This is a genomic window from Microcoleus vaginatus FACHB-2002 (assembly GCF_040004035.1).
GTDB lineage: Bacteria > Cyanobacteriota > Cyanobacteriia > Cyanobacteriales > Microcoleaceae > Microcoleus > Microcoleus vaginatus_C.
In genome coordinates this window covers 69,562-88,165 of the sequence record NZ_JAMPLN010000013.1, presented here as the reverse complement: position 1 = coordinate 88,165, position 18,604 = coordinate 69,562, and the positions used below count along the sequence as shown (strand labels likewise).

Sequence of the window (18,604 nt, the reverse complement as noted above, 5' to 3'; positions counted from 1 at the left end):
ATTTGTTAGTTATGGAACAGGCATCTTGCCTGTTAAATAATAATTTGTTAGTTGTGGAACAGGCATCTTGCCTGTTCCTTATGTTATCTTAGAAATATCATATTGGGAAGTAAACATATGATTTCTGTTGCCCCGATCGCACCACCGTTACCCATAGGCGAACAGCGAGTAGTGTTTAGACATATTACTTGGCAGGGTTATCAACAACTGCTACAGATTTTAGGCGATCGACGATCGGCTAGATTGACATTCGATCGAGGGATTTTAGAAATTACCATGCCTTTAGAAGAACACGAATTTTCAGCACGCTTAATCGAACTTTTGATTCGGATTTTGGTAGTAGAGCTAGGTTTAAAAATTAAAACAATGGGTTCGACAACCTTAGATCGATCGGACTTAGAGCGCGGTGCAGAACCAGATAATGCCTATTACATCCAAAATCAGCCCCTCGTAGCCGGTCGTACAGTAGATTTAGCAACAGATCCGCCACCGGATTTAGTCGTAGAAATAGATATCACCCATACCGATATTAAAAAGCCTGCTCTCTATGCCAGTATGGGAGTACCGGAGTTTTGGCGGTACAATGGTAGAGAATGGCGAATTTATAAGCTAGAGAACGATGAGTATTTGGAAGTATCTGTCAGCCCCACTTTTCCGATCGTACCCAAGGAAAAGCTCTACGAATTCTTGGCAGCAGCGCAGGTAGATGAAGTAGAAGCGGAGGTGAATTTCCGCAACTGGGTGAGAGAGATGACAAATATTAATAATACAAGTGGAGGATGAAAGCAATGCAATATAGCGGTAAATGGCGGATCACAGAGATGGCACTGTGGGATAGTGATTACTTGGACATGGAAGTTGAAGCCTATATCGAGCTCGATCAAACAGGTTCAGGAGAATTTCAATTCGGTTTAGTATCAGGTGAAATTGACGGCGAAGTGGTAAAAGATGGAAAGGATCAGCGATTTGAGTTTACATGGGACGGTAATGACGAGAACGATCCTGCATCTGGTAGCGGTTGGCTCAAATTAAAGGATAAAAACTCGGTAGACGGTCGAATCAAATTCCACCAAGGCGACAGTTCTAGTCTTGTGGCAAAGCGCATGAAGTAGGCAATCAGCGATCGTACTATTGGTTAGGCGATTTTTTTTAACCGCAGATGAACGCAGATAAAATCCCATCCGCGTTCATCTGTGTTCATCCGCTGATATCTGCGGTTAAAATATCCAAATCTAACCAATAACCAATAACAACTGATTTAGGTTTCTCATGAAGGATTAATCGGAAAATCGCCCTCACTATCAACCTCTATCGCACTTTTAACTACATCCAAAAACGCAAAGACTGCCGGAATCAACAACCCATCCCTCAAAACAGCCACCCCAATTACCCTCTCAAAATCCGCAGGCAAACTGCAAACTTTCACCGAAGTAGGTATCGGTTCCGCAGCCAAACGGGGAAGAATTGCTGTACCCAAACCTTGCATCACCATACTGACAATAGTTGAATCTTCGCTGAGTTCGTAAGCGATATTTAAGGGAAACCCCGAAGTTGTCAAATATTTTCGCAGCGGTACAGAACAAGCATTTTCGACCGGCTGCAAAATCAACGGATAAGCCGCTAATTCTTTCCAGGTAATCTTAGCACTTGACAATTTGGCAGTTGGCGGCAGCAACACAACATATTTATCCCGCAAAATTTCTCTAGTTTCAAATTCATCGGAGATGGGAAGAGAGACAAAGCCGATGTCTGCTTTGCCCGATCGCAAAGCCTCTTCCACAGCTTGGGTATAATAAACTTCGGTAATGCTAACCGTAATTTTGGGAAAGCAACTGCGAAATTTAGCAATAATACCCGGTAGGATATGAGTTGCGACACTCCGAAAAGTAACTATCCGTACCTGGCCTCCCTGCAAACCTTTTTCTAAATCCGCTTCTTTGACCATCATTTCTAAGGCGCAGGCTATTTGACGCCCGTGACTCACTACCCTTTCCCCCACTGGCGTCAGTTGAGCACCGTGTCGCCCCCGGTGGAACAATTGCACTCCCAATTCTGTTTCTAAAGAGGCGATGGCGTGGCTGACGGCGGATTGGGACAGTTCCAATTGCAAAGCCGCCTCGCTAAAGTTTTCACAGTCTGCTACAGCTATCAAAGCTTGAATCTGAGAGAGTTTCATCCGCCGCGTATTGATTTCGTTCATAGCGTTTGTGCCAGTAGTACCCAAATTGTCACAAGGGCTTCGATATATCGATTTTATTCATACAACCTATGCAAGCAATGCTTTGATTGTCAATTGCCCCAGAGTTAAGGTTAATTTATCAGGTAACAGATAGACTTTTACAGGACTTGCACGACAACAATATTGTGCTGTAATTGCGATGAAAATATTGCAGTTAAAAGCTATTTCTTGGCATTTTATTGGTGCAATTTTTGTAAGAATTATCCCTTTAAGGTGTTGGCTATGTCTACTTACAAAAGTCGGATACACCCCAGAATAATGAGTTTTTTTTCGATTGCCGATCAAGCTAAACCATCCGAACAACAGAAAGGGCCATTTCTCTTTTCAGCTATAAATCAAATTCGGCAGTTTTTGCTCTACCTCATTTCTAGTGAGGACGAACTGAGGATTTGGCAGACGTGCGATCGCTATGGTAACACTTGGTGGCACGGTTGCGATCGGGCAACTGGTCGTTCTACCTGTGTGGCGACGGATGATGAAATGCGCGCTTGGATCGATCGGCGTTATTGCCAATAGTAGTTTGTTGGTTGTGTAGCGACAGGTTTTTGTAGATTATTTGCAGTTATCAAAGATTTTGGCGAACCCAAGCCTACGAATTTTCTTAAAAATTGTGATTTTTTGATGACACAAATGTTTGCAGCAAAGTTGATATAAATTGTTGGCTCTGTGGAGAATAGTTTTATGGATGGTTTGCGATTATCAAGGATTTTGGTGAACTCATCACTAGGAAAGTTGGAAAAATTTTGGCGATTTTTGAGTGTTAATTCCAAAGGAGATGGTATGCTTCAAAGATATTCCGAATGTGCAGCGCCAGAGCGCATTATTTTGACGGAAAACGAGGTATACAGATTGCCTCAAACTCATCAAGAAATTCAAGTTTTGTCAGGAATTGCTTGGATCACACTTGACCAACAGGACATCATCTTGCACAGCCAGGAAAAAGCATCGCTTGCACCCAGCAAAAACTTTGCTGTCATATCCGCTCTCAACAATATGCCGCTGATTCTGACACTCAGGCAAGACAAAAACCCAGTCATGGGATTTTAGATTTTAGATTTTAGATTTTGGATTGAAGAATTGGGAACTACTGATTGTGTATGGGTTTGAAGCACAGGTCTACAGTTGCCTTCTTTTTTGAAACTGGTATCGGAACCTAGGGATTGAGAAAAAATTTGGCAGGAACACCCCAAAAAGCTCTATCTTAATAGTTATCACTTAGCTATTGGAGGACTCGATCGGTGCACTGCCGCTCTTATCACTTCAGCTATCTCGCAGCTATAAGTATTGTCTTATCGCCCGCACTCAGCTTGCTGGCAATTTCAGACGCCCGGGCTTATGCCCCAATTATAAATGCGAGGCGCGCCCAAGCGAGCGATCGCGCTCAGGCAACTGACCCCAAAACGCAAGCAGACGCACTCTTTGAAACAGGAGTAAAACAGCACCGCGAGGGTTTGTTTCGAGAAGCAATCGAGACTTTTGAGCAAGTTTTGGCAATCCGCAAGCAACTCGGCGACCAAGCGGGAATTGGCGAAACCCTCAACAATATGGGGGAAGTTTATGGCGAAATGGGTTTGAGGCCCAAAGCTTTGGAAGTTTTGGGGCAAGCTTTAGTCATTCACCGAGAAATCAGCGGAGGGCGTCGTATCGCGCGCACTCTCAATCTCATAGGTTTCGTGAACCGGATTGGGGACAATTTTTCCGAAGCGATGAAACTGCACCAAGAAGCTTTGGAACTTGCCAAAACTACCGACGACCAAATTGAAATTGGAGAATCCCTCCACAACATCGCGGCCGTGTACGCAGAACAGGTAGATTACGCCAAGGCGATCGAATTTTACCAGCAAGCGCGGACAATTCGTACGGCCGTCGGCGATCAGCGCGATTTAGGCCGTACCCTCAATAACATGGGCGGCGTCTACTACAACATCGGCGACTTTAATAGAGCGATGGAATTTTACCACCAAGCTTTAGCAATTCGCCGGGAAATCGGAGACCGGGCTGGCGTCGGCCGCCTCCTCAACAACATGGCACTTACCTCTCGCAAACTCGGCAAAGATACTCAAGCGCTGATCTATTTTCAGCAAGCAATACCGATGTTAGAAGCAATCGGCGACAAGACAAGTATCGGACGCTTGCTCAACAATATGGGCGCAATTCATGAAAGTCTCGGTCAATATCCTCAAGCTCTAGAATCCTACGAGGGAGCTTTAAAAATTGCCCGCGAGGGCGGTGACAAAGCCGGAGAAACTACAGCGATGGAGGGCATTAAGCGATTGTCTTCCGGTCAGCTTGTACCGCAATAATAGACTGTTAGTTGCTAGAACAATCAATCAATATAAGCTATGGATATCCGTACCGAAAAGCCAGAAGATGTGGAAGCTGTTCGGAATATTAATATTCTGGCATTCGGGCGAGAAAATGAGGCAAACTTAGTCGATCGATTGCGGGGAATTGCATCTACATTTTCCTTCGTTGCGGTACAATCCGATCGCGTTGTCGGACACATTTTCTTCAGTCCGGTTCTCGTCGAAGGAAAATGTTCTAGGAATTTGTCGCTTCTGGGGTTGGCGCCAGTCGCAGTTCTACCCAACTATCAGCGGCAAGGTATAGGAACGCTGTTGATTCGGGAAGGTTTAAAAGAGTGCGGGCGATCGGGATTTCAGGCAGTGGTTGTGCTTGGTCATCCAGATTTCTATTCGCGTTTTGGGTTCATTCCTGCTAGTAGAAAGAGCTTGGGATGTGAATATGATGTGCCCGATGAGGCTTTTATGGTATTGGAGTTAGAAAGTGGAGCCTTGCAGGATTGCAGCGGCACGGTGAAGTATCGATCGGAGTTTAGTCTATGCGAGTGATATTAATTCCGCCCTTCATCGGAATTATTCATCTCTCTCTGATATCCCTCTGTGTGCTCTGCGTTCTCTGCGGTTAAATCATTCCGATGCAACGGGAACTGATCTGACGAAGTAGCGGTTTTTATTGTGATGTATCGTAAAAAATTATAAAAATAACATTAGGAGTCACAGTCGAAAGCGGTTGGGCTGTACTTGCCTTTGTGAAGCATAAAACCTGTACAACTATTGCCCAGCAAAGTTATTTAAACGCCCCCTTTTCCCTTCTCCCCTTTTGCAGCTTGCAAAGCAAAAATCGGAGTTTGAGCAGATTTCCCCTTCAGAGAAACAGCTCCCAAAGCCTCGCAAATGAAGTTTAGCTCGATCGACTCACACACCCTTTCACCAATCAAAATTTGGTTTTCCCCCGCCTTGCTCATCAACCGAGCCGCCGTATTCACCGTATCGCCGAGGATATTAAACTCCCTGCGCCCTCGCGGTTCCCCAACCTCAGCAGCAAACACCGGCCCCCGGGACAGCCCAATTTGACAGCTTACTTCCACATCTTCACCGCCGATAATTACTGGCGGCAAACCTGCAATGATATCTCGGATCGCAATCGCCGCACTAGCCGCGCGGCTGGCGTCATCCCTGTGAGCGTCGGGCACGCCAAAATAAATCAGCATATCCGAACCGTCTAAGTGCGCCGTTACTTTTTGCAACACTCCCCCTTTAGCTGACACTACAGCATCGATCAACGCAAACACCCGAGAAAAACCCACTACCAGATTGACTTCTTCCTCCAGTGAAGCTTTGTCCACAGACTCTGGTAAACCAATCAAGTTGACAAACATCACTGTCGGTTCAGGAAAATCCGGCGGTATTTTGCGCCGATCGGCATTTTCAACCAGCAGTCTCAGGATCGTTTTAGGAATATAACTAGCAAGGGGTTCAAGCCGATTCACAGCTTCCCCGATTTCGCTTACCAAGCCCGCAACGCTGCGATCGAGTAATACCGAACTCGGCATCCGCCGCCCAGTCAAAGTGATATCATACTCTCCGAGTTGATCGTCCGTGAAATCGTCCGTCACCAAAAAATAACCCTGTTTCCCGGGTTCAAAACGAAATTGCTCTCCCAAAGACTCTCTAGCAGTTTCAGTCACACACACCCGCCCCACAGTTCCAGAACCCTCAGCTTGCTTGGCTTGCGGGACTGAATGCCCCAGCAGTACGTGGGCCATCCGCAGCGGGGTACCGATGTCAGCACTAATATAGCGACCGCAGTGGATGCCCACCCGCATCCTCAAAGACAAAACACCCCGCGCCGTTTCAATATTGGCAAATTCAGCCATCGCCCGCTGCATCCGCAAACCCGCCCGCACCGCCCTCGCTGTATCCTCTTGGTAAACCCCTGACGGAAACTGCACCAGCATCGCATCTCCGGTAAACTCCAGCAAATCCCCGCCCGATTTGCTAACAATTTCAATCATCGAGGCAAAATAGTCGTTAATCACGCCCAGCAGGCTTTCAGCTCCCTTGCGCCCCTGGGTCGCATTCGCTTCCAACAGCGAGGTAAACCCTGCCAAATCCGTGAACAGCAAGGTGCCTGTTTGCCACTGGTAGCGCACCTCGCCCGGGTTGGCCGGAGATTCGGACACGGGCCTGGGCACGTAGTCGTGGAGGATGTAGCGGAGAGTTCGCAAGTGCTCGAAAACCCCCATTAGCGTTGCGGGGGACGGATCTACCCACGCAGCAGCGTACAGTTGAGCGGAAAGGAGTGATCGCAGCTGCAGTTCGATCGCAGCTAAGGGAGGATTGTAGGTTAATCTATTAATAATTTCCACCTAGTCTATTCTTAAAAAATAAGGTAAGTTCGATCGCTCTAGTGGCAACACCAATAGTTCGACTTAATACCATTATGATAAGTTTCCAGTGAACCCATACCAACCCAACCCAAAACCCACGATAGAAACTTCCGAAAGTCACAGTTTGCTAGCTCCCGATTTGATCCGAGCGGCTCGCTCGGCCTATGGTAGGTATCTAAAAGTGCATTCCGACCAGATGCAGCGTCCGGCCGGTGTAGTTGTCAGTCAAGGAAGCGATCGAGGCCAGGTAATTTTTGCTTCGCAGCCCGTTTTGTTGCCCGGTGAACGTTTTGTTACTTTTGACGAAATTGAATCTCAAATGTATTAATTGGGCATTGGGCATTGGGCATTGGGCATTGGGCATTGGGCATTGCGAATTGCGAGTGGGAAATTGACAACTAATATTTATGTTAGCTTGAACGATTGTCAAAAAAGACTTTTGTAGTGAGGACTAAAGTCCTCAGAATTTGGCTCTTGACTAAAGTCTATACTACAAACCTTATGGGTAATTGACCGAACAAAATCTAACAATCAATAAATAACGACAGTCAACAGACAACAGACAACAGTCAACTTTCAACAGACAACAGACAAATTAATGGAAATTATCTTTAATTGCCTTGTCACGGCGATCGTCTTTATTCTCGGATCGGCTATTGGCAGTTTTCTAAATGTGGTAGTCTATCGGTTGCCTGCGGGTTTGTCGGTGATCAACCCTCCTTCTCGCTGTCCCAAATGTTTAAATCAACTCAGAACTTACGAAAATATACCCGTTTTCGGTTGGCTGTGGCTGCGGGGACGCTGCAATCACTGCCACAGTCGGATTTCGGCCCGCTATCCGCTGGTGGAATCAGCTACGGGTTTGCTGTTTTTGCTCATCTTCTGGCGGTTTGGCGTAACAGTGCAAACTCTGGGTTTTTGGGCTTTGTTTAGCTGGTTGTTGGCTTTGTCTTTGATTGATTGCGATACAATGACTTTGCCTAATTCTTTAACTCGATCGGGTTTGGTGCTCGGATTGGTTTTCCAGGTGGCAAAAGGTTGGTGGCCGACTTTTAGTTCGATCGACTCGGTACACTATCTGGTACTCGATGGGATCGCGGGAGCAGTTGTCGGGTTGTGGCTGTTTGACGCGATTGGACTCGCCGGCACGATCGGACTGGGGCAGAATGCTATGGGGGCCGGAGATACCAAATTGGCCGCCTTGATGGGAGCTTGGCTGGGCTGGAAATACTTGCTGCTAGCGGGATTCATCGCTTGTTTAGCCGGGGCTTTTGCCGGTGGCGGGGCGATCGCCCTCGGCTTGCTCGATCGGCGTCAACCCATGCCTTTCGGCCCCTTTCTGGCTCTCGGTGCAGCAATTACTGCTTTGTGGGGCGAAGCGATCTTATCTACTTACTTGCAGTTGTTTTTCCCGAATTTTAGTTTCTGATCGGCAGGTAGTCAGGCGCGATCGAGCATGATATTGTCTCAAAAATTGGTAAAATTGTTCCGTGTCTTGGATTACACTTACAACTACTAGCTTTCGTTGGGAAGCGGAATTAATGCAGCAGCTCCTAGCTGCTCATGAAATCCCGGCCCGGATTGTAGACTTGGGCATAGCATCTTATTTGGGGGCTGGAAGTGCTACAGCCCTGCAAGTTCTTCCAGAACACCAGCCAACAGCATCGCTCCTCATCAGTCCAGTTGAAGATGAGCCAGAATCTGGTGATTAGTCATTAGTCATTAGTCATTAGTCACTGAACAACTAGCAATTGACAACTAGCAACTAACAACTAACAATTACTAATTACCAATTACCAATTCCCAATTACCAATTACCAATTACCAATTAGCAAGTTTTAATGTCTCTATTTGATTGGTTTGCAAATCGACGAAAATCAGTACCGAACTCCCAAGAACGGCCGGAACGAGAAATTGCGGACGGACTTTGGAATAAATGCGAAGCTTGCGATGCCCTGAGTTATACCAAAGACCTGCGAGCAAATCAAATGGTTTGCTTGGAATGCGGCCATCATATCAGAGTTTACAGTGACGATCGCATCGAGCAGTTGATCGATCCCAATACCTGGGTGCCCCTTAACGAAGGACTGCACGCCACCGATCCCCTGAAATTTCGCGATCGCAAAAAATATAGCGATCGACTTCGAGAATTTCAAGAAAAAACAGGCCACCTAGACGCCGTAGAAACAGGCATCGGCAAACTCGAAAATTTGCCCGTCGCCCTCGGAGTCATGGAATTTCAGTTCATCGGTGGCAGCATGGGATCAGTAGTCGGAGAAAAGCTGACTCGCCTCATCGAACACGCCACGCGGGAACGCTTGTCCGTAATCATTGTCTGCGCTTCCGGTGGTGCAAGAATGCAAGAAGGAATGCTCAGCTTGATGCAAATGGCTAAAATTTCCGGCGCTCTAGAACGCCACCGGGAAGCGAGACTGCTTTACATCCCGATTTTGACCCACCCGACCACCGGCGGCGTCACCGCCAGTTTTGCCATGCTGGGAGACATTATAATTGCAGAGCCAAAAGCTACTGTGGCCTTTACGGGCGGCCGGGTGATCGAGCAAACTCTGCGGGAAAAGCTGCCGGAAAATTATCAAACTTCCGAATACTCCTTCGCCCACGGTTTTGTAGACTTGATTGTACCTCGGACTCAATTAAAGAAAACTCTGGGTCAGCTCATCAGCCTCCACCAGCCCCAGCCTTTCTTTGCCGACTCGGAATTTCCCGCCCTCAATGGCAGCGACAACCACGCTTTGCCCCCGCAGACTCACGCTTTCAAACTTTCTCCCTAAGCTGCTGCGCCGGAGGATTGTCTGTTGGTGAGTGCGGGGCACAGAGGAAATTGCTGAGGAATTGCGGAAAACCCGGCTTCTACCAACAATATTGAGTTTGGTAACGAGACGTTCACGCAGACACCGGCTTTTGAGCCCCATCCGCGCAACTCCTATTGGTAATAACGACGCAGCAGTGGGATGATATTGATCGGAAGTTGATTGGCCCTGGAGTTTGGCTGGGCAAAAATGCCTAGTAGCAGTTAGCGGTTAGTTAGCTTGCGATAGATCGAACAACATCTCAGAACAAACTAACAAAACAAGCTAACAGCGCTTTCTAAAATTGTCCGGCTTTCAGTTAATAGCCGTCAACTCAATTTTGACCTGTCAGCGACCTAAAAATTATGGGTTTTGCAGACCTGTCCATCGCAGAAATAGCAGAAGACTTCAACGTCCCTGTTGAAGACGTGATCCGCTTGTGCGACGAGTTGGAAATTGCCTACAAGCACCCTCAAACCCGTTTGGCTTTGGAGGATGTTAAGGCAATTATGTCCACTCTCGAAAAAAGGCGCGACTCAAAACTTCTTGCAGATTAGCTCGCAAAATTCCTCTACCTTTAAAGGTATGGCTGCACAAACTTGCGCCAGTTGTTGCAGAATCAGGGAATTTTGAACACACATCTGTTTGCCAGGTACGATCTCTTAGCGTTCAATAATTTGCCGGATTTTTTTAAGGAGAACCATGCTTAAAAGATATTTCATTGCTCTGACCGCTGTATTCTTGAGCTTTCAGTTATTTGTCAGCAGTGCGATGGCTGTCGAACTGAGTCCTGAACTTCGCACTGTGACTTTGAATGACAAGGGTGCTCCGGTAGTGCTGAGCCTCAAACAAGTTCAGCAAGGCAAACGCCTTTTCAATTCGGCTTGCGCTCAATGTCACGCTGCGGGCATGACAAAAACTGACCCGAACGTGAATTTGAGCCCGGAAACTCTGGCTTTGGCCAACCCGCCCCGGAATAATATTGAGTCGCTGGTGGACTTTATGAAAAATCCCACCACTTATGACGGGTTTGAGGAAATTTCGGAACTGCATCCGAGCATGAAGAGTGCGGATATTTTCGCTGAGATGAGAAATCTCTCGGATGACGATTTGTACGCGATTGCCGGTCACATTCTCTTGCAGCCAAAAATTGTCTCCAAGCAGTGGGCTGGTGGCAAAGGCGCTCGCTAATCGATTTTAGATTTTAGATTTTAGATTTTGGATTTTGGATTGGGAGAGGGCTGAAGTTCGGCAAGAATTGCTGGCTGGTCGTTTTTCGCTCTAAAATCTGAAATCTAAAATTTACCTCCGGCTCATTGATTATCGCAAAAGGTTGTAGTCCCTCATGCTGCGTCGTGGTGCTTTTGTCTGCTTTCTGTTGGGGATGTTAATTATTTTGCCGATCGTGCTGTTGGCTCCTCAACCTGTTTTGGCTGCTGCCGATTCTTACGTGAATAGGTATTTACAAGCCAGCGAACCTGTGGCTTTGGAGTTGGACTCTGAGGGACATACTCGCTTGTTTTCGGCTCAGGATTTGTCTGCGGGCAAGGTATTGTTCGAGCAAAATTGCCTGAATTGTCACGTCGGAGGAGCTAATTTGCCCGATCCGACGATATCTCTGTCTTTGGCTGACCTCAAGGGGGCAACGCCTCCCCGCAACAACATCAATAGTTTGGTGGCGTATCTGAGAGAACCGATGACTTATGACGGTACTGAGGAGACTTTTTGGTGCCGCCAAGTGCCCGAAAGCTGGATGCCCCAAGCAGAAATCGAAAAATTGGCGGCTTTTGTGATCCGGGCCGCTCAGAAAGCTCCGGGCTGGGGCGTGGAGAATTTTGAGAGTTGAACTACCGCTGCCAAAAAGTGGTAAATTACTCGGGAGAAAGCGATGCGACGATCGCGATCGCGCCTGTTTTAACAGGTAAAATATCTAAAGAATCACCCTTTGCGTGTCCATTAGAGGAGAACTGCGTTGAAAAGACTCTTATCGATCGCCCTATTAGCGTTCGCAATTTTTACCGTCGGCTTTGGTCGCCCTGCTTTGGCAGGTGATGCTGCTAATGGAGCTAAAATCTTTAGCGCCAACTGTACTGCTTGTCACATCGGTGGCGGCAACGTGGTTATGGCCCCGAAAACCTTGAAAAAGGCTGCTCTTGAGAAGTACGGCATGAATTCTCTGGAAGCTATTACCACTCAGGTAACTAAGGGCAAAAATGCTATGCCTGCTTTCGCTGGCCGCTTGAAGCCCGAACAAATCGAAGATGTAGCAACCTACGTGCTCCAGCAATCTGAGAAAGACTGGAAAGGCTAAACTGCCTCTTTGAAGTCGGGCAACCTGGGCGGGTTTGATTTAATTTAAAACTTGTCCTCCCGATCGCACCCTCTCTCACCCTTTGGCGAATAAATATCGGTTTGCAGCGATCTTAACCTATTTGGGAAAGCGCGCCAGAAATCGGATTTTTATTAGCTCAAGCGTGAGGGAGGGTAATTTTATTTGAGATTTGAGATTTGAGATTGAAGATTCGAGATTTGAGATTGAAGATTGAAGATTTGAGATTTGAGATTTGAGATTGAAGATTCCAGATTTGAGATTGAAGATTTGAGATTTGAGATTTGAGATTGAAGATTCGAGATTTGAGATTGAAGATTGAAGATTTGAGATTTGAGATTGAAGATTTGAGATTCGAGATTTGAGATTGAAGATTTGAGATTTGAGATTTGAGATTTGAGATTTGAGATTTGAGATTGAAGATTTTAGATTTGAGATTGCTAAATGCTGACTTTGTATAAACTGTCAAGCACCTTATATGAAGATTTATGTATAGAAGCGGGTCATAAATTGGGGTTGTGTGCTAGGATGTAAACCCTTTACTAGCAAAGCCTTGAAATCCAAATTAAAGTTGATCGGGGATCTGGAATCTACACCTGTCATGAACGTAAAAACATCAGCAAAAGTTAAAACTCAAGTTAAAACTCTCGGAGACGCTGCATCTGGGGCGATTGAGAAATATTTCCGCAAAAGTGTAGCGCACGAGGCTGAAGTTATCAAAGACAAAGACGCGGAAGAACTTCATCAAATGCGCGTGGGATTGAGACGTTTGCGATCGGCTGTGACTGGTTTTGCTCCGGTTTTAGATTGGCCAAAAGAGGCTTCTGAACGTAAAATTGGTAAGGTGGGGCGGATTCTGGGAACGCTCCGGGATTTGGATGTGATGCTCGAAAGTCTCCAAAACCGCTATTACCCGAATTTGCCGGCTGACGAACAGGAAGTTTTGGATAAGGCTTTGTTGAATTTGCTCAAACAGCGCCAGCGGGCTTTGAAAGGGGTGAGGGCGATTTTAGAGCACAAAAGCTACGAATCGCTGAAGCAGTCGATCGAGGATTGGCTGGAAAAACCGAAGTTTCAGGCGATCGAACATTTGCCAATTGCTGAGGTATTGCCAGATTTACTGTTACCTCAAGTCAGCGAGTTTTTTCTACATCCGGCTTGGCTGTTGGGTACAGAATATAAAGATGGCAAAGTTAAAGTTGCTGATGATTTAAATGCTGAGGCTGTCGAAGAGAAGTTAGCAGCGGAGGGAACTATTCTGCACGATTTGCGGAAGCAAGCGAAGCGAGTTCGCTATTTGATGAATCTGTTTGGGGACTTTTACAGCGAGACTTACGAAGTTTATGTCGAAGATGTAAAAGCTATTCAGGAATGTTTGGGCGATATTCAAGACAGTGAAGTTTTAGGCGAGTTTCTGACAGAGTTTGTCGATCGCGATCTGAAAAAAGAGTTGCCGAAGTTGGCTGGTTTGTTGGCCGAAAATCGCTATGCAGCTTGGCAAAAATGGCAGATTTTGCAGCGCCGGTATTTGAGTTCGGAAATTCGGCAAGGTTTTCGATCTGCTTTAATTCATCCTGTGGTTGAAGATGCTGCTAACGGAAAGTTGCCCCAGGAAAGTTAGGTTTTTCGCGAGGAGAGAATGCGATCGACTGGCGGGAGGGACTCAAAGAGGGATATTTGTAGGGACACGGCATTGCAGTGTCCTTCATTGTGTAACTCAATAAAGGGCGATCGCTCTTGGGGATAGGTTAAATAAAAAACCTTAACAATTACTCTTTCCAGTAACGAGTTAAAATCCGAATTACTTCACCAGTGTGAAGTAAAAAAAAGGGGGATAGCGTTTTTTACCATAGCAAATCACGACTGCAACCACTTCATAAACTTATCAGTCGCAGTGCCGAGCGACTGTCCCACCTGTTTCTTCAAACGCCACCGCTGAAACGCTTTTTCGTAATCTTCGCCTTCAGTTTGATAAACATTCCAAGCATTCAGCGACAATCCCAATCCCCACGTTAGTAAAATGAACAGCGACCAAGAAAGCTCGTGCGATCCTGCTAGATTAAACAAAACTAAAAAAGTATTGATAATGCCGTACTTGGTCACATTTTTCTGCAATTTGCGACGACGGTAAGTGTTAAACACCAGCTTTTCTTGAAATTCTCCTCTAGTTGCTAACCATTGTTGTTCCGCCGCTACAATATCCTGTTCCGAAATGCCCAATTCCGCTGCAATCTCGAAAAGCTGGACTCTGGATAATTCCCCTTCATCCTGTCGTCGCGCGATCGCAAGCTGTAAAATACCCTGAGCATCCTCTGAACCGTAAATGTGATTTATTTGACTTTCATTTGTCGCCATAACAGGTTTCCTATAATTCCTGACATCCTTTCTATGATAGATATAGACGCAGTTAAACGACAGGTAGTGACATTGGCGGATTTCAACACCCGGACATTTGAGTGAGCGAGACTCCTGACTATGGGAGGGGAAATCGAAGAACCGATATATTTCCCCAAATTGCAACTAATTAATTTCCAGAACTGTGACTAAGTTTGCTATCTCGTTTCAACATAAATTGATAAAATATCCCAAACAAAATCACCGCAATCATTCCCACGACTAAAGAACCTTCACCCTCATGCCAATATTTAAACAAATCTAGGCGATGAGATGCCACTAGCAAGGCCATTCCCGCTACTCGCAAAACATTAATAATAAAACCACAAATGACCGCGAAACCTATTACCAAAGCCTTATTTTGTTTGGTAGGAAACATCAACAAACAAACTACAGCTAAACCTAATAAGTAATTCATTGCCTCTATACCCGAACAACCCCCATTTACCAACACCCTTCCTGTCGGTAAAGCCACATAATTACCGTCCCGTGTTACATCAAAACCGACATACCACAAAGAATAATAAGCAAATTTAGCAGTAAGCGAGGTAATAAAATCCACTAAAGGTAACGTAATGACACTGGGGGTGCCATGAAAAAATAGTATTACCAATTCACGCCAATATAGTTTTAAGTTATGAAAACCTACCGCAAGTAGGCTCAAACCTAAACCCGACAAAAAAGGTGCAAGTCTTAAAAAAGGATCGAATTTACTTGAAACTACAGCACTTTTAAATAAAATAAAAGCTATTAATAGCGTCCCTGCTATTCTCGATAATAGGTCACTTTTTATCTCACTCTGTTTGAGAATATCCTGGTTGTCCCAAAGCAGGGAACCCACAGCGAACCAAAAAACTATACTCATCCAAAAATGAGCAATATCGTCCAGTTTCCACAGGAGTGTCATATTCAGAGTGACTAAAGCTGTGGCAATAATGATGAGCCAAAAAAGTTTTCTCTTGAACATTGTAGATATTAGTTATTAGTTGATTGATGAGAGCCAGACTTCGGACAGTTTTTGATTGTCAACCCTAGAATAAGGGTTTCCCGGCGATTCGGCAATCGAAGTAACAACGGAAAATCGAGGGTTTCCGACTACGAAATAAAAACAGTCCAGACTATTGTTAGATCATATCATAAAAATAGTAGGGGATGTGGACAACTCATTAGCTTGAACCCCTCCTACGGAAAGGACTGGGAGGATTTTAAGGGCCGTAAATCTTTGAGATGAGGTTAGTAGACACTCTGGCATTTGATGGGTGGTGAGACTCAGAGGCACCCCATAGCTCAGCATTAGGATACCTATTGAAAAGACTGCTACTCGAAATGATTGGTTGGGGGTCTAGCACTTGCTTACTCAGCCGCTGTAAGCAAAGACTAAAAAGGAAGTGAATCAACAATAATTAAAAATAAGTAGCCTTAATGAAGCTTGGAGTTCTTGAGAGTAGACGCAATTAGCACCGCGCATGGTGTGACACTGAGGTTTGAGTAAATACGGCTGAGCGAGTTAGAGTTCGAGCCATGTTCAATGGTGATTATCTGCTTTTCAAGAATCTCAGTGTCTTTATAGCAATCCTCGCATCATTTGTGAATTTCTTACTTCCGATCGAGCGGGTTCGGGGAGGGTTGGGGTGGGGTAAAAAATTTACGACTCCTGCAAGGATTGCTATATATCGGAAATGCTTCAGAAGCAGCCTTACGGTAGTTTTTAAATGCGCTGTCTAGGGGCGATTTGACGGGAGCATCTCAATGAAAGCAGCCAAGCTAGAAATTGGAGTTGGGAGCCAGGAGGAAATAGGAAGAAGGAAGGAGCCAGAAGAAGTGTGTTTACAAATATGAGATGCTCTCTTGAGATAGGCTTCCAAGTCTGGGGTTTTCACGGTGGGGCGCTATCAGATAATAAGAAACCTGGTTTCTTGGTGAAACCAGGTTTTTAGCTCGAACATAAAATAATCAGTTTGGCATCAAGCCAGAATCGAAAACGAGTTCAAATGATAGCCTATTCAGCTTTTTGAGCCCGAGCGCGTTGCTTTTTGAACATAGTACCAAACCCAACAGCGGCTCCAGCAGCAAGCATTGTTAAAGGTTCAGGAGTAGCTTCAGTGTTGGCAGCACTAATGGTGCTGACGAAACTATCGCTATACTCAGCTTTAGGACCAATACCCTGGACGTGCAACCCTAATCTTAAAGTACCAGCATTCAACGCGGAAACTACGTTATTATAATTTCCAGTAAAACTCAACCCCAAAACCTCACCACCGTGAACACCGTTAGACGCAGCACCTTTTTTCGTAGCTGAAAAATCAGTAGACCAAGCACTAAGGTTCCCACTTTGTGCCATATTAGCAGTTCCACTATCTTCAAAATTAACTGTGCCAGTATTACCAACATCAACGCCAAAGGCGCTCAATAAATTGCTATTAGAACCTGTGTCAAAGTAAACTCCACCAATAAACATGCCGGCTGCGGATGTATTATTTGCAATCTTGAAGATAACGTTATCTGCGCCACCATCTGTGACATCAAAGCTAAAGTCCTTAAAATAAGCATCTCCATACTGATTATCGCTACCAGCGATATTACCAAAGCTGAAGGCAGAGGCAGGTGCTGCGGAGAGTGCACTAACAGCGGCGACACCGGCAACAGCTAAAATAGATTTGACTAAGTTTAATTGGAATTTCATGGTTGACACCTTTATTTTTAAGTTGACTGGAAGCAGGTTTTTTCCCTTCACATATTCAATGTAAACGGAAGCACAAGTTAATGCAAGTAGTTTTGATAAAGATTCGATGAAGATTCAGAATAGGGTGATGGGATTGAGACAAAATGCCTAAATTGATGAGTTCTAGCTAGCTATTTTCTATGGCGTACATCAAAAAATAGGGGTGCTGCTATCCGGATTTTATTCCTGACTTTTCTCTCTTTCAACAAGCTATAACCCACCTTCTTAAAGTGGGTTTTCACCCAGCATAATTACTGATAAAACTATTTTTAAACTCTAAATTATGCCCTTAAAAAGTTTTTGCTCCGTTAATGTACGGTAGAAAAGTTTAAGTGAGAGCTTGATGGCTGGGTAAAAATAGGTAAAAACCGATGGTGACAGGTGAAACTGCGTAATGTGGGCTATAACTCCGGACAAAATCTTGGAGCATATTCGCTGCGTCGATTCTCGCTTTCGGATTCAGCAACAAGCGCCATTTAGACTTATATGTTGCACCATTACCAAAAACCGGCTCCGGGACCCGTTCCACAAAGAATGAGTTTTCTTGGGGGGAATAGGGGTTGGGCCCCAGAGGCCGCCCAAAACAGGCTTATTGATCATGGTGCAACATCTCCGTTTAGAGACCAATGGTTTCGGTGGTCGTTATTATCTGTGACGCCGGAACTTTGGCCGACTAAAGGGACGACTCGACTTTCTGGGACATAGTTTGCGGAACCGGTCTACCGTCAGGGCTGTTTCATTCTCAGGGAAACCAGCCTTTTGTACGGGTCGTGCCAAGCATGCCGACCCGACCCATCCACGATTTGTTAGGCGTTTCATGGATTGGGGTAGCCACGGGGGGCCGCCCCTACAAGAGAATGAAACAGCCCTGCGTCTACCGTAGAAAGGCGCGGTGGTTGTTATCTAAAAATGTGGGGACTAATAATTCTATTTCTGGGTCTGCTTTCGCTAAACATTGGTTAATATTATTTTTCCGAAAAAGCTCGATTCCACGATTTAACGGGTGATCAGCAACTAGAAATACTTTACGCTGTAAGGGTTTGAGTAGCTTGTCATCAAAAAAATGTGTGCGTGCGCTCGCTATTTTTTAGACTTTCTACAGGGTCTAATCACGATAGTTCGTGTTCGCTACCATCAAAATGGTCAATTAACTTGTGATAATTACTACTCTCTTGAGGGAGGTTCCAGAGCCTAAACTCTCTAAATATCAAGGTTTCAGCGACTTTCTCACTCCGTCAATTCCCAGATTCAGTTTGGCACTGTTTGAGGACAGCAGGAGGAACTGTCGCAGTCAGCAAAAATTTTCCCAGCCGTTGATTGAAGGTTCTCCGAGATGATTGACTCATTTGACATCTAAATTATCAGCGATCATCTGAAAACAGGATTATCCGCAACAACTCAGCTAAAACATCTCGCG

Annotated in this window: 21 protein-coding genes; 15 read left to right on the top strand and 6 right to left on the bottom strand. The window is 45.5% G+C overall.

The window, feature by feature from the left end; genetic code table 11:
- Nucleotides 1-117 precede the first annotated feature (117 nt).
- The gene (locus NDI35_RS13525) at nt 118-783 is read left to right on the top strand and encodes a Uma2 family endonuclease (protein WP_445313183.1); all 666 of its coding nucleotides are present in this window, start codon (nt 118-120) and stop codon (nt 781-783) included.
- Between the two features lie 5 nt (nt 784-788).
- Nucleotides 789-1,112, top strand: coding sequence for a hypothetical protein (locus NDI35_RS13520; protein WP_445313182.1), 324 nt, complete (start codon nt 789-791; stop codon nt 1,110-1,112).
- 155 nt (nt 1,113-1,267) lie between these two features.
- On the opposite strand, the gene NDI35_RS13515 is transcribed toward NDI35_RS13520, so the two are convergent.
- Nucleotides 1,268-2,200 carry a LysR family transcriptional regulator gene (locus NDI35_RS13515; protein WP_445313181.1) on the bottom strand — a complete coding sequence of 311 codons (933 nt, stop codon included), beginning with the start codon at nt 2,198-2,200 and terminating at the stop codon, nt 1,268-1,270.
- A gap of 297 nt (nt 2,201-2,497) precedes the next feature.
- On the opposite strand from NDI35_RS13515, the gene NDI35_RS13510 reads away from it, so the two are divergent.
- The 4 genes from NDI35_RS13510 to NDI35_RS13495 all read left to right on the top strand — a co-directional run bounded on the left by NDI35_RS13510 (nt 2,498) and on the right by NDI35_RS13495 (nt 5,091).
- The gene (locus NDI35_RS13510; protein ID WP_445313180.1) at nt 2,498-2,755 is read left to right on the top strand and encodes a hypothetical protein; all 258 of its coding nucleotides are present in this window, start codon (nt 2,498-2,500) and stop codon (nt 2,753-2,755) included.
- Nucleotides 2,756-3,019: 264 nt separating this feature from the next.
- Nucleotides 3,020-3,286 (top strand): hypothetical protein, encoded by a 267-nt coding sequence (locus tag NDI35_RS13505; RefSeq protein WP_445313179.1) that lies wholly within the window; start codon nt 3,020-3,022, stop codon nt 3,284-3,286.
- Between the two features lie 191 nt (nt 3,287-3,477).
- On the top strand, nt 3,478-4,542 hold the full coding sequence (locus tag NDI35_RS13500; RefSeq protein WP_445313178.1) for a tetratricopeptide repeat protein: 1,065 nt from the start codon (nt 3,478-3,480) through the stop codon (nt 4,540-4,542).
- A gap of 39 nt (nt 4,543-4,581) precedes the next feature.
- Entirely contained in the window at nt 4,582-5,091 is a 510-nt protein-coding gene (locus NDI35_RS13495; RefSeq protein ID WP_445313177.1) for a GNAT family N-acetyltransferase, read from the top strand.
- Between the two features lie 242 nt (nt 5,092-5,333).
- On the opposite strand, the gene NDI35_RS13490 is transcribed toward NDI35_RS13495, so the two are convergent.
- Entirely contained in the window at nt 5,334-6,911 is a 1,578-nt protein-coding gene (locus NDI35_RS13490) for an adenylate/guanylate cyclase domain-containing protein (RefSeq protein WP_445313176.1), read from the bottom strand.
- A gap of 88 nt (nt 6,912-6,999) precedes the next feature.
- Between NDI35_RS13490 and NDI35_RS13485 the strand changes: the two genes are divergently transcribed.
- The 8 genes from NDI35_RS13485 to petJ all read left to right on the top strand — a co-directional run bounded on the left by NDI35_RS13485 (nt 7,000) and on the right by petJ (nt 12,053).
- A complete protein-coding gene (locus NDI35_RS13485; RefSeq protein ID WP_445313175.1) occupies nt 7,000-7,260 on the top strand; it encodes a hypothetical protein in 261 nt (86 codons plus the stop codon).
- A 270-nt stretch (nt 7,261-7,530) separates the two neighbouring features.
- Nucleotides 7,531-8,361, top strand: coding sequence for a prepilin peptidase (locus tag NDI35_RS13480; RefSeq protein WP_445313174.1), 831 nt, complete (start codon nt 7,531-7,533; stop codon nt 8,359-8,361).
- Nucleotides 8,362-8,422: 61 nt separating this feature from the next.
- Nucleotides 8,423-8,644 (top strand): hypothetical protein, encoded by a 222-nt coding sequence (locus NDI35_RS13475; protein ID WP_445313173.1) that lies wholly within the window; start codon nt 8,423-8,425, stop codon nt 8,642-8,644.
- A 129-nt stretch (nt 8,645-8,773) separates the two neighbouring features.
- Nucleotides 8,774-9,724, top strand: a complete 951-nt coding sequence (gene accD / locus NDI35_RS13470) for an acetyl-CoA carboxylase, carboxyltransferase subunit beta (protein WP_333075686.1) — start codon at nt 8,774-8,776, stop codon at nt 9,722-9,724.
- Between the two features lie 383 nt (nt 9,725-10,107).
- Nucleotides 10,108-10,299 (top strand): hypothetical protein, encoded by a 192-nt coding sequence (locus NDI35_RS13465; protein ID WP_006633443.1) that lies wholly within the window; start codon nt 10,108-10,110, stop codon nt 10,297-10,299.
- A 145-nt stretch (nt 10,300-10,444) separates the two neighbouring features.
- Nucleotides 10,445-10,933, top strand: coding sequence for a photosystem II cytochrome c-550 (gene psbV / locus NDI35_RS13460; protein WP_333035576.1), 489 nt, complete (start codon nt 10,445-10,447; stop codon nt 10,931-10,933).
- Between the two features lie 154 nt (nt 10,934-11,087).
- Entirely contained in the window at nt 11,088-11,588 is a 501-nt protein-coding gene (gene psbV2 / locus NDI35_RS13455; RefSeq protein WP_445313172.1) for a photosystem II cytochrome PsbV2, read from the top strand.
- 126 nt (nt 11,589-11,714) lie between these two features.
- The gene (petJ, locus tag NDI35_RS13450; RefSeq protein ID WP_445313171.1) at nt 11,715-12,053 is read left to right on the top strand and encodes a cytochrome c6 PetJ; all 339 of its coding nucleotides are present in this window, start codon (nt 11,715-11,717) and stop codon (nt 12,051-12,053) included.
- A 157-nt stretch (nt 12,054-12,210) separates the two neighbouring features.
- Here the strand turns inward: petJ and NDI35_RS13445 are convergent, their stop codons facing one another.
- Nucleotides 12,211-12,540, bottom strand: coding sequence for a FlxA-like family protein (locus NDI35_RS13445; protein ID WP_445313170.1), 330 nt, complete (start codon nt 12,538-12,540; stop codon nt 12,211-12,213).
- A gap of 132 nt (nt 12,541-12,672) precedes the next feature.
- Here NDI35_RS13445 and NDI35_RS13440 point away from each other — a divergent pair, with 132 nt between their 5' ends.
- Entirely contained in the window at nt 12,673-13,692 is a 1,020-nt protein-coding gene (locus tag NDI35_RS13440; protein WP_445313169.1) for a CHAD domain-containing protein, read from the top strand.
- 236 nt (nt 13,693-13,928) lie between these two features.
- Here the strand turns inward: NDI35_RS13440 and NDI35_RS13435 are convergent, their stop codons facing one another.
- The 3 genes from NDI35_RS13435 to NDI35_RS13425 all read right to left on the bottom strand — a co-directional run bounded on the left by NDI35_RS13435 (nt 13,929) and on the right by NDI35_RS13425 (nt 17,199).
- Complete coding sequence (locus tag NDI35_RS13435; protein ID WP_445313168.1) at nt 13,929-14,426, bottom strand: 2TM domain-containing protein; 498 nt, start codon at nt 14,424-14,426, stop codon at nt 13,929-13,931.
- A 169-nt stretch (nt 14,427-14,595) separates the two neighbouring features.
- Nucleotides 14,596-15,432: a cyanoexosortase A gene (gene crtA, locus NDI35_RS13430; protein ID WP_445313167.1), complete on the bottom strand. Its 837-nt coding sequence runs from the start codon at nt 15,430-15,432 to the stop codon at nt 14,596-14,598.
- A gap of 1,032 nt (nt 15,433-16,464) precedes the next feature.
- On the bottom strand, nt 16,465-17,199 hold the full coding sequence (locus tag NDI35_RS13425; RefSeq protein ID WP_445313166.1) for a PEP-CTERM sorting domain-containing protein: 735 nt from the start codon (nt 17,197-17,199) through the stop codon (nt 16,465-16,467).
- Between the last annotated feature and the right edge of the window lie 1,405 nt (nt 17,200-18,604).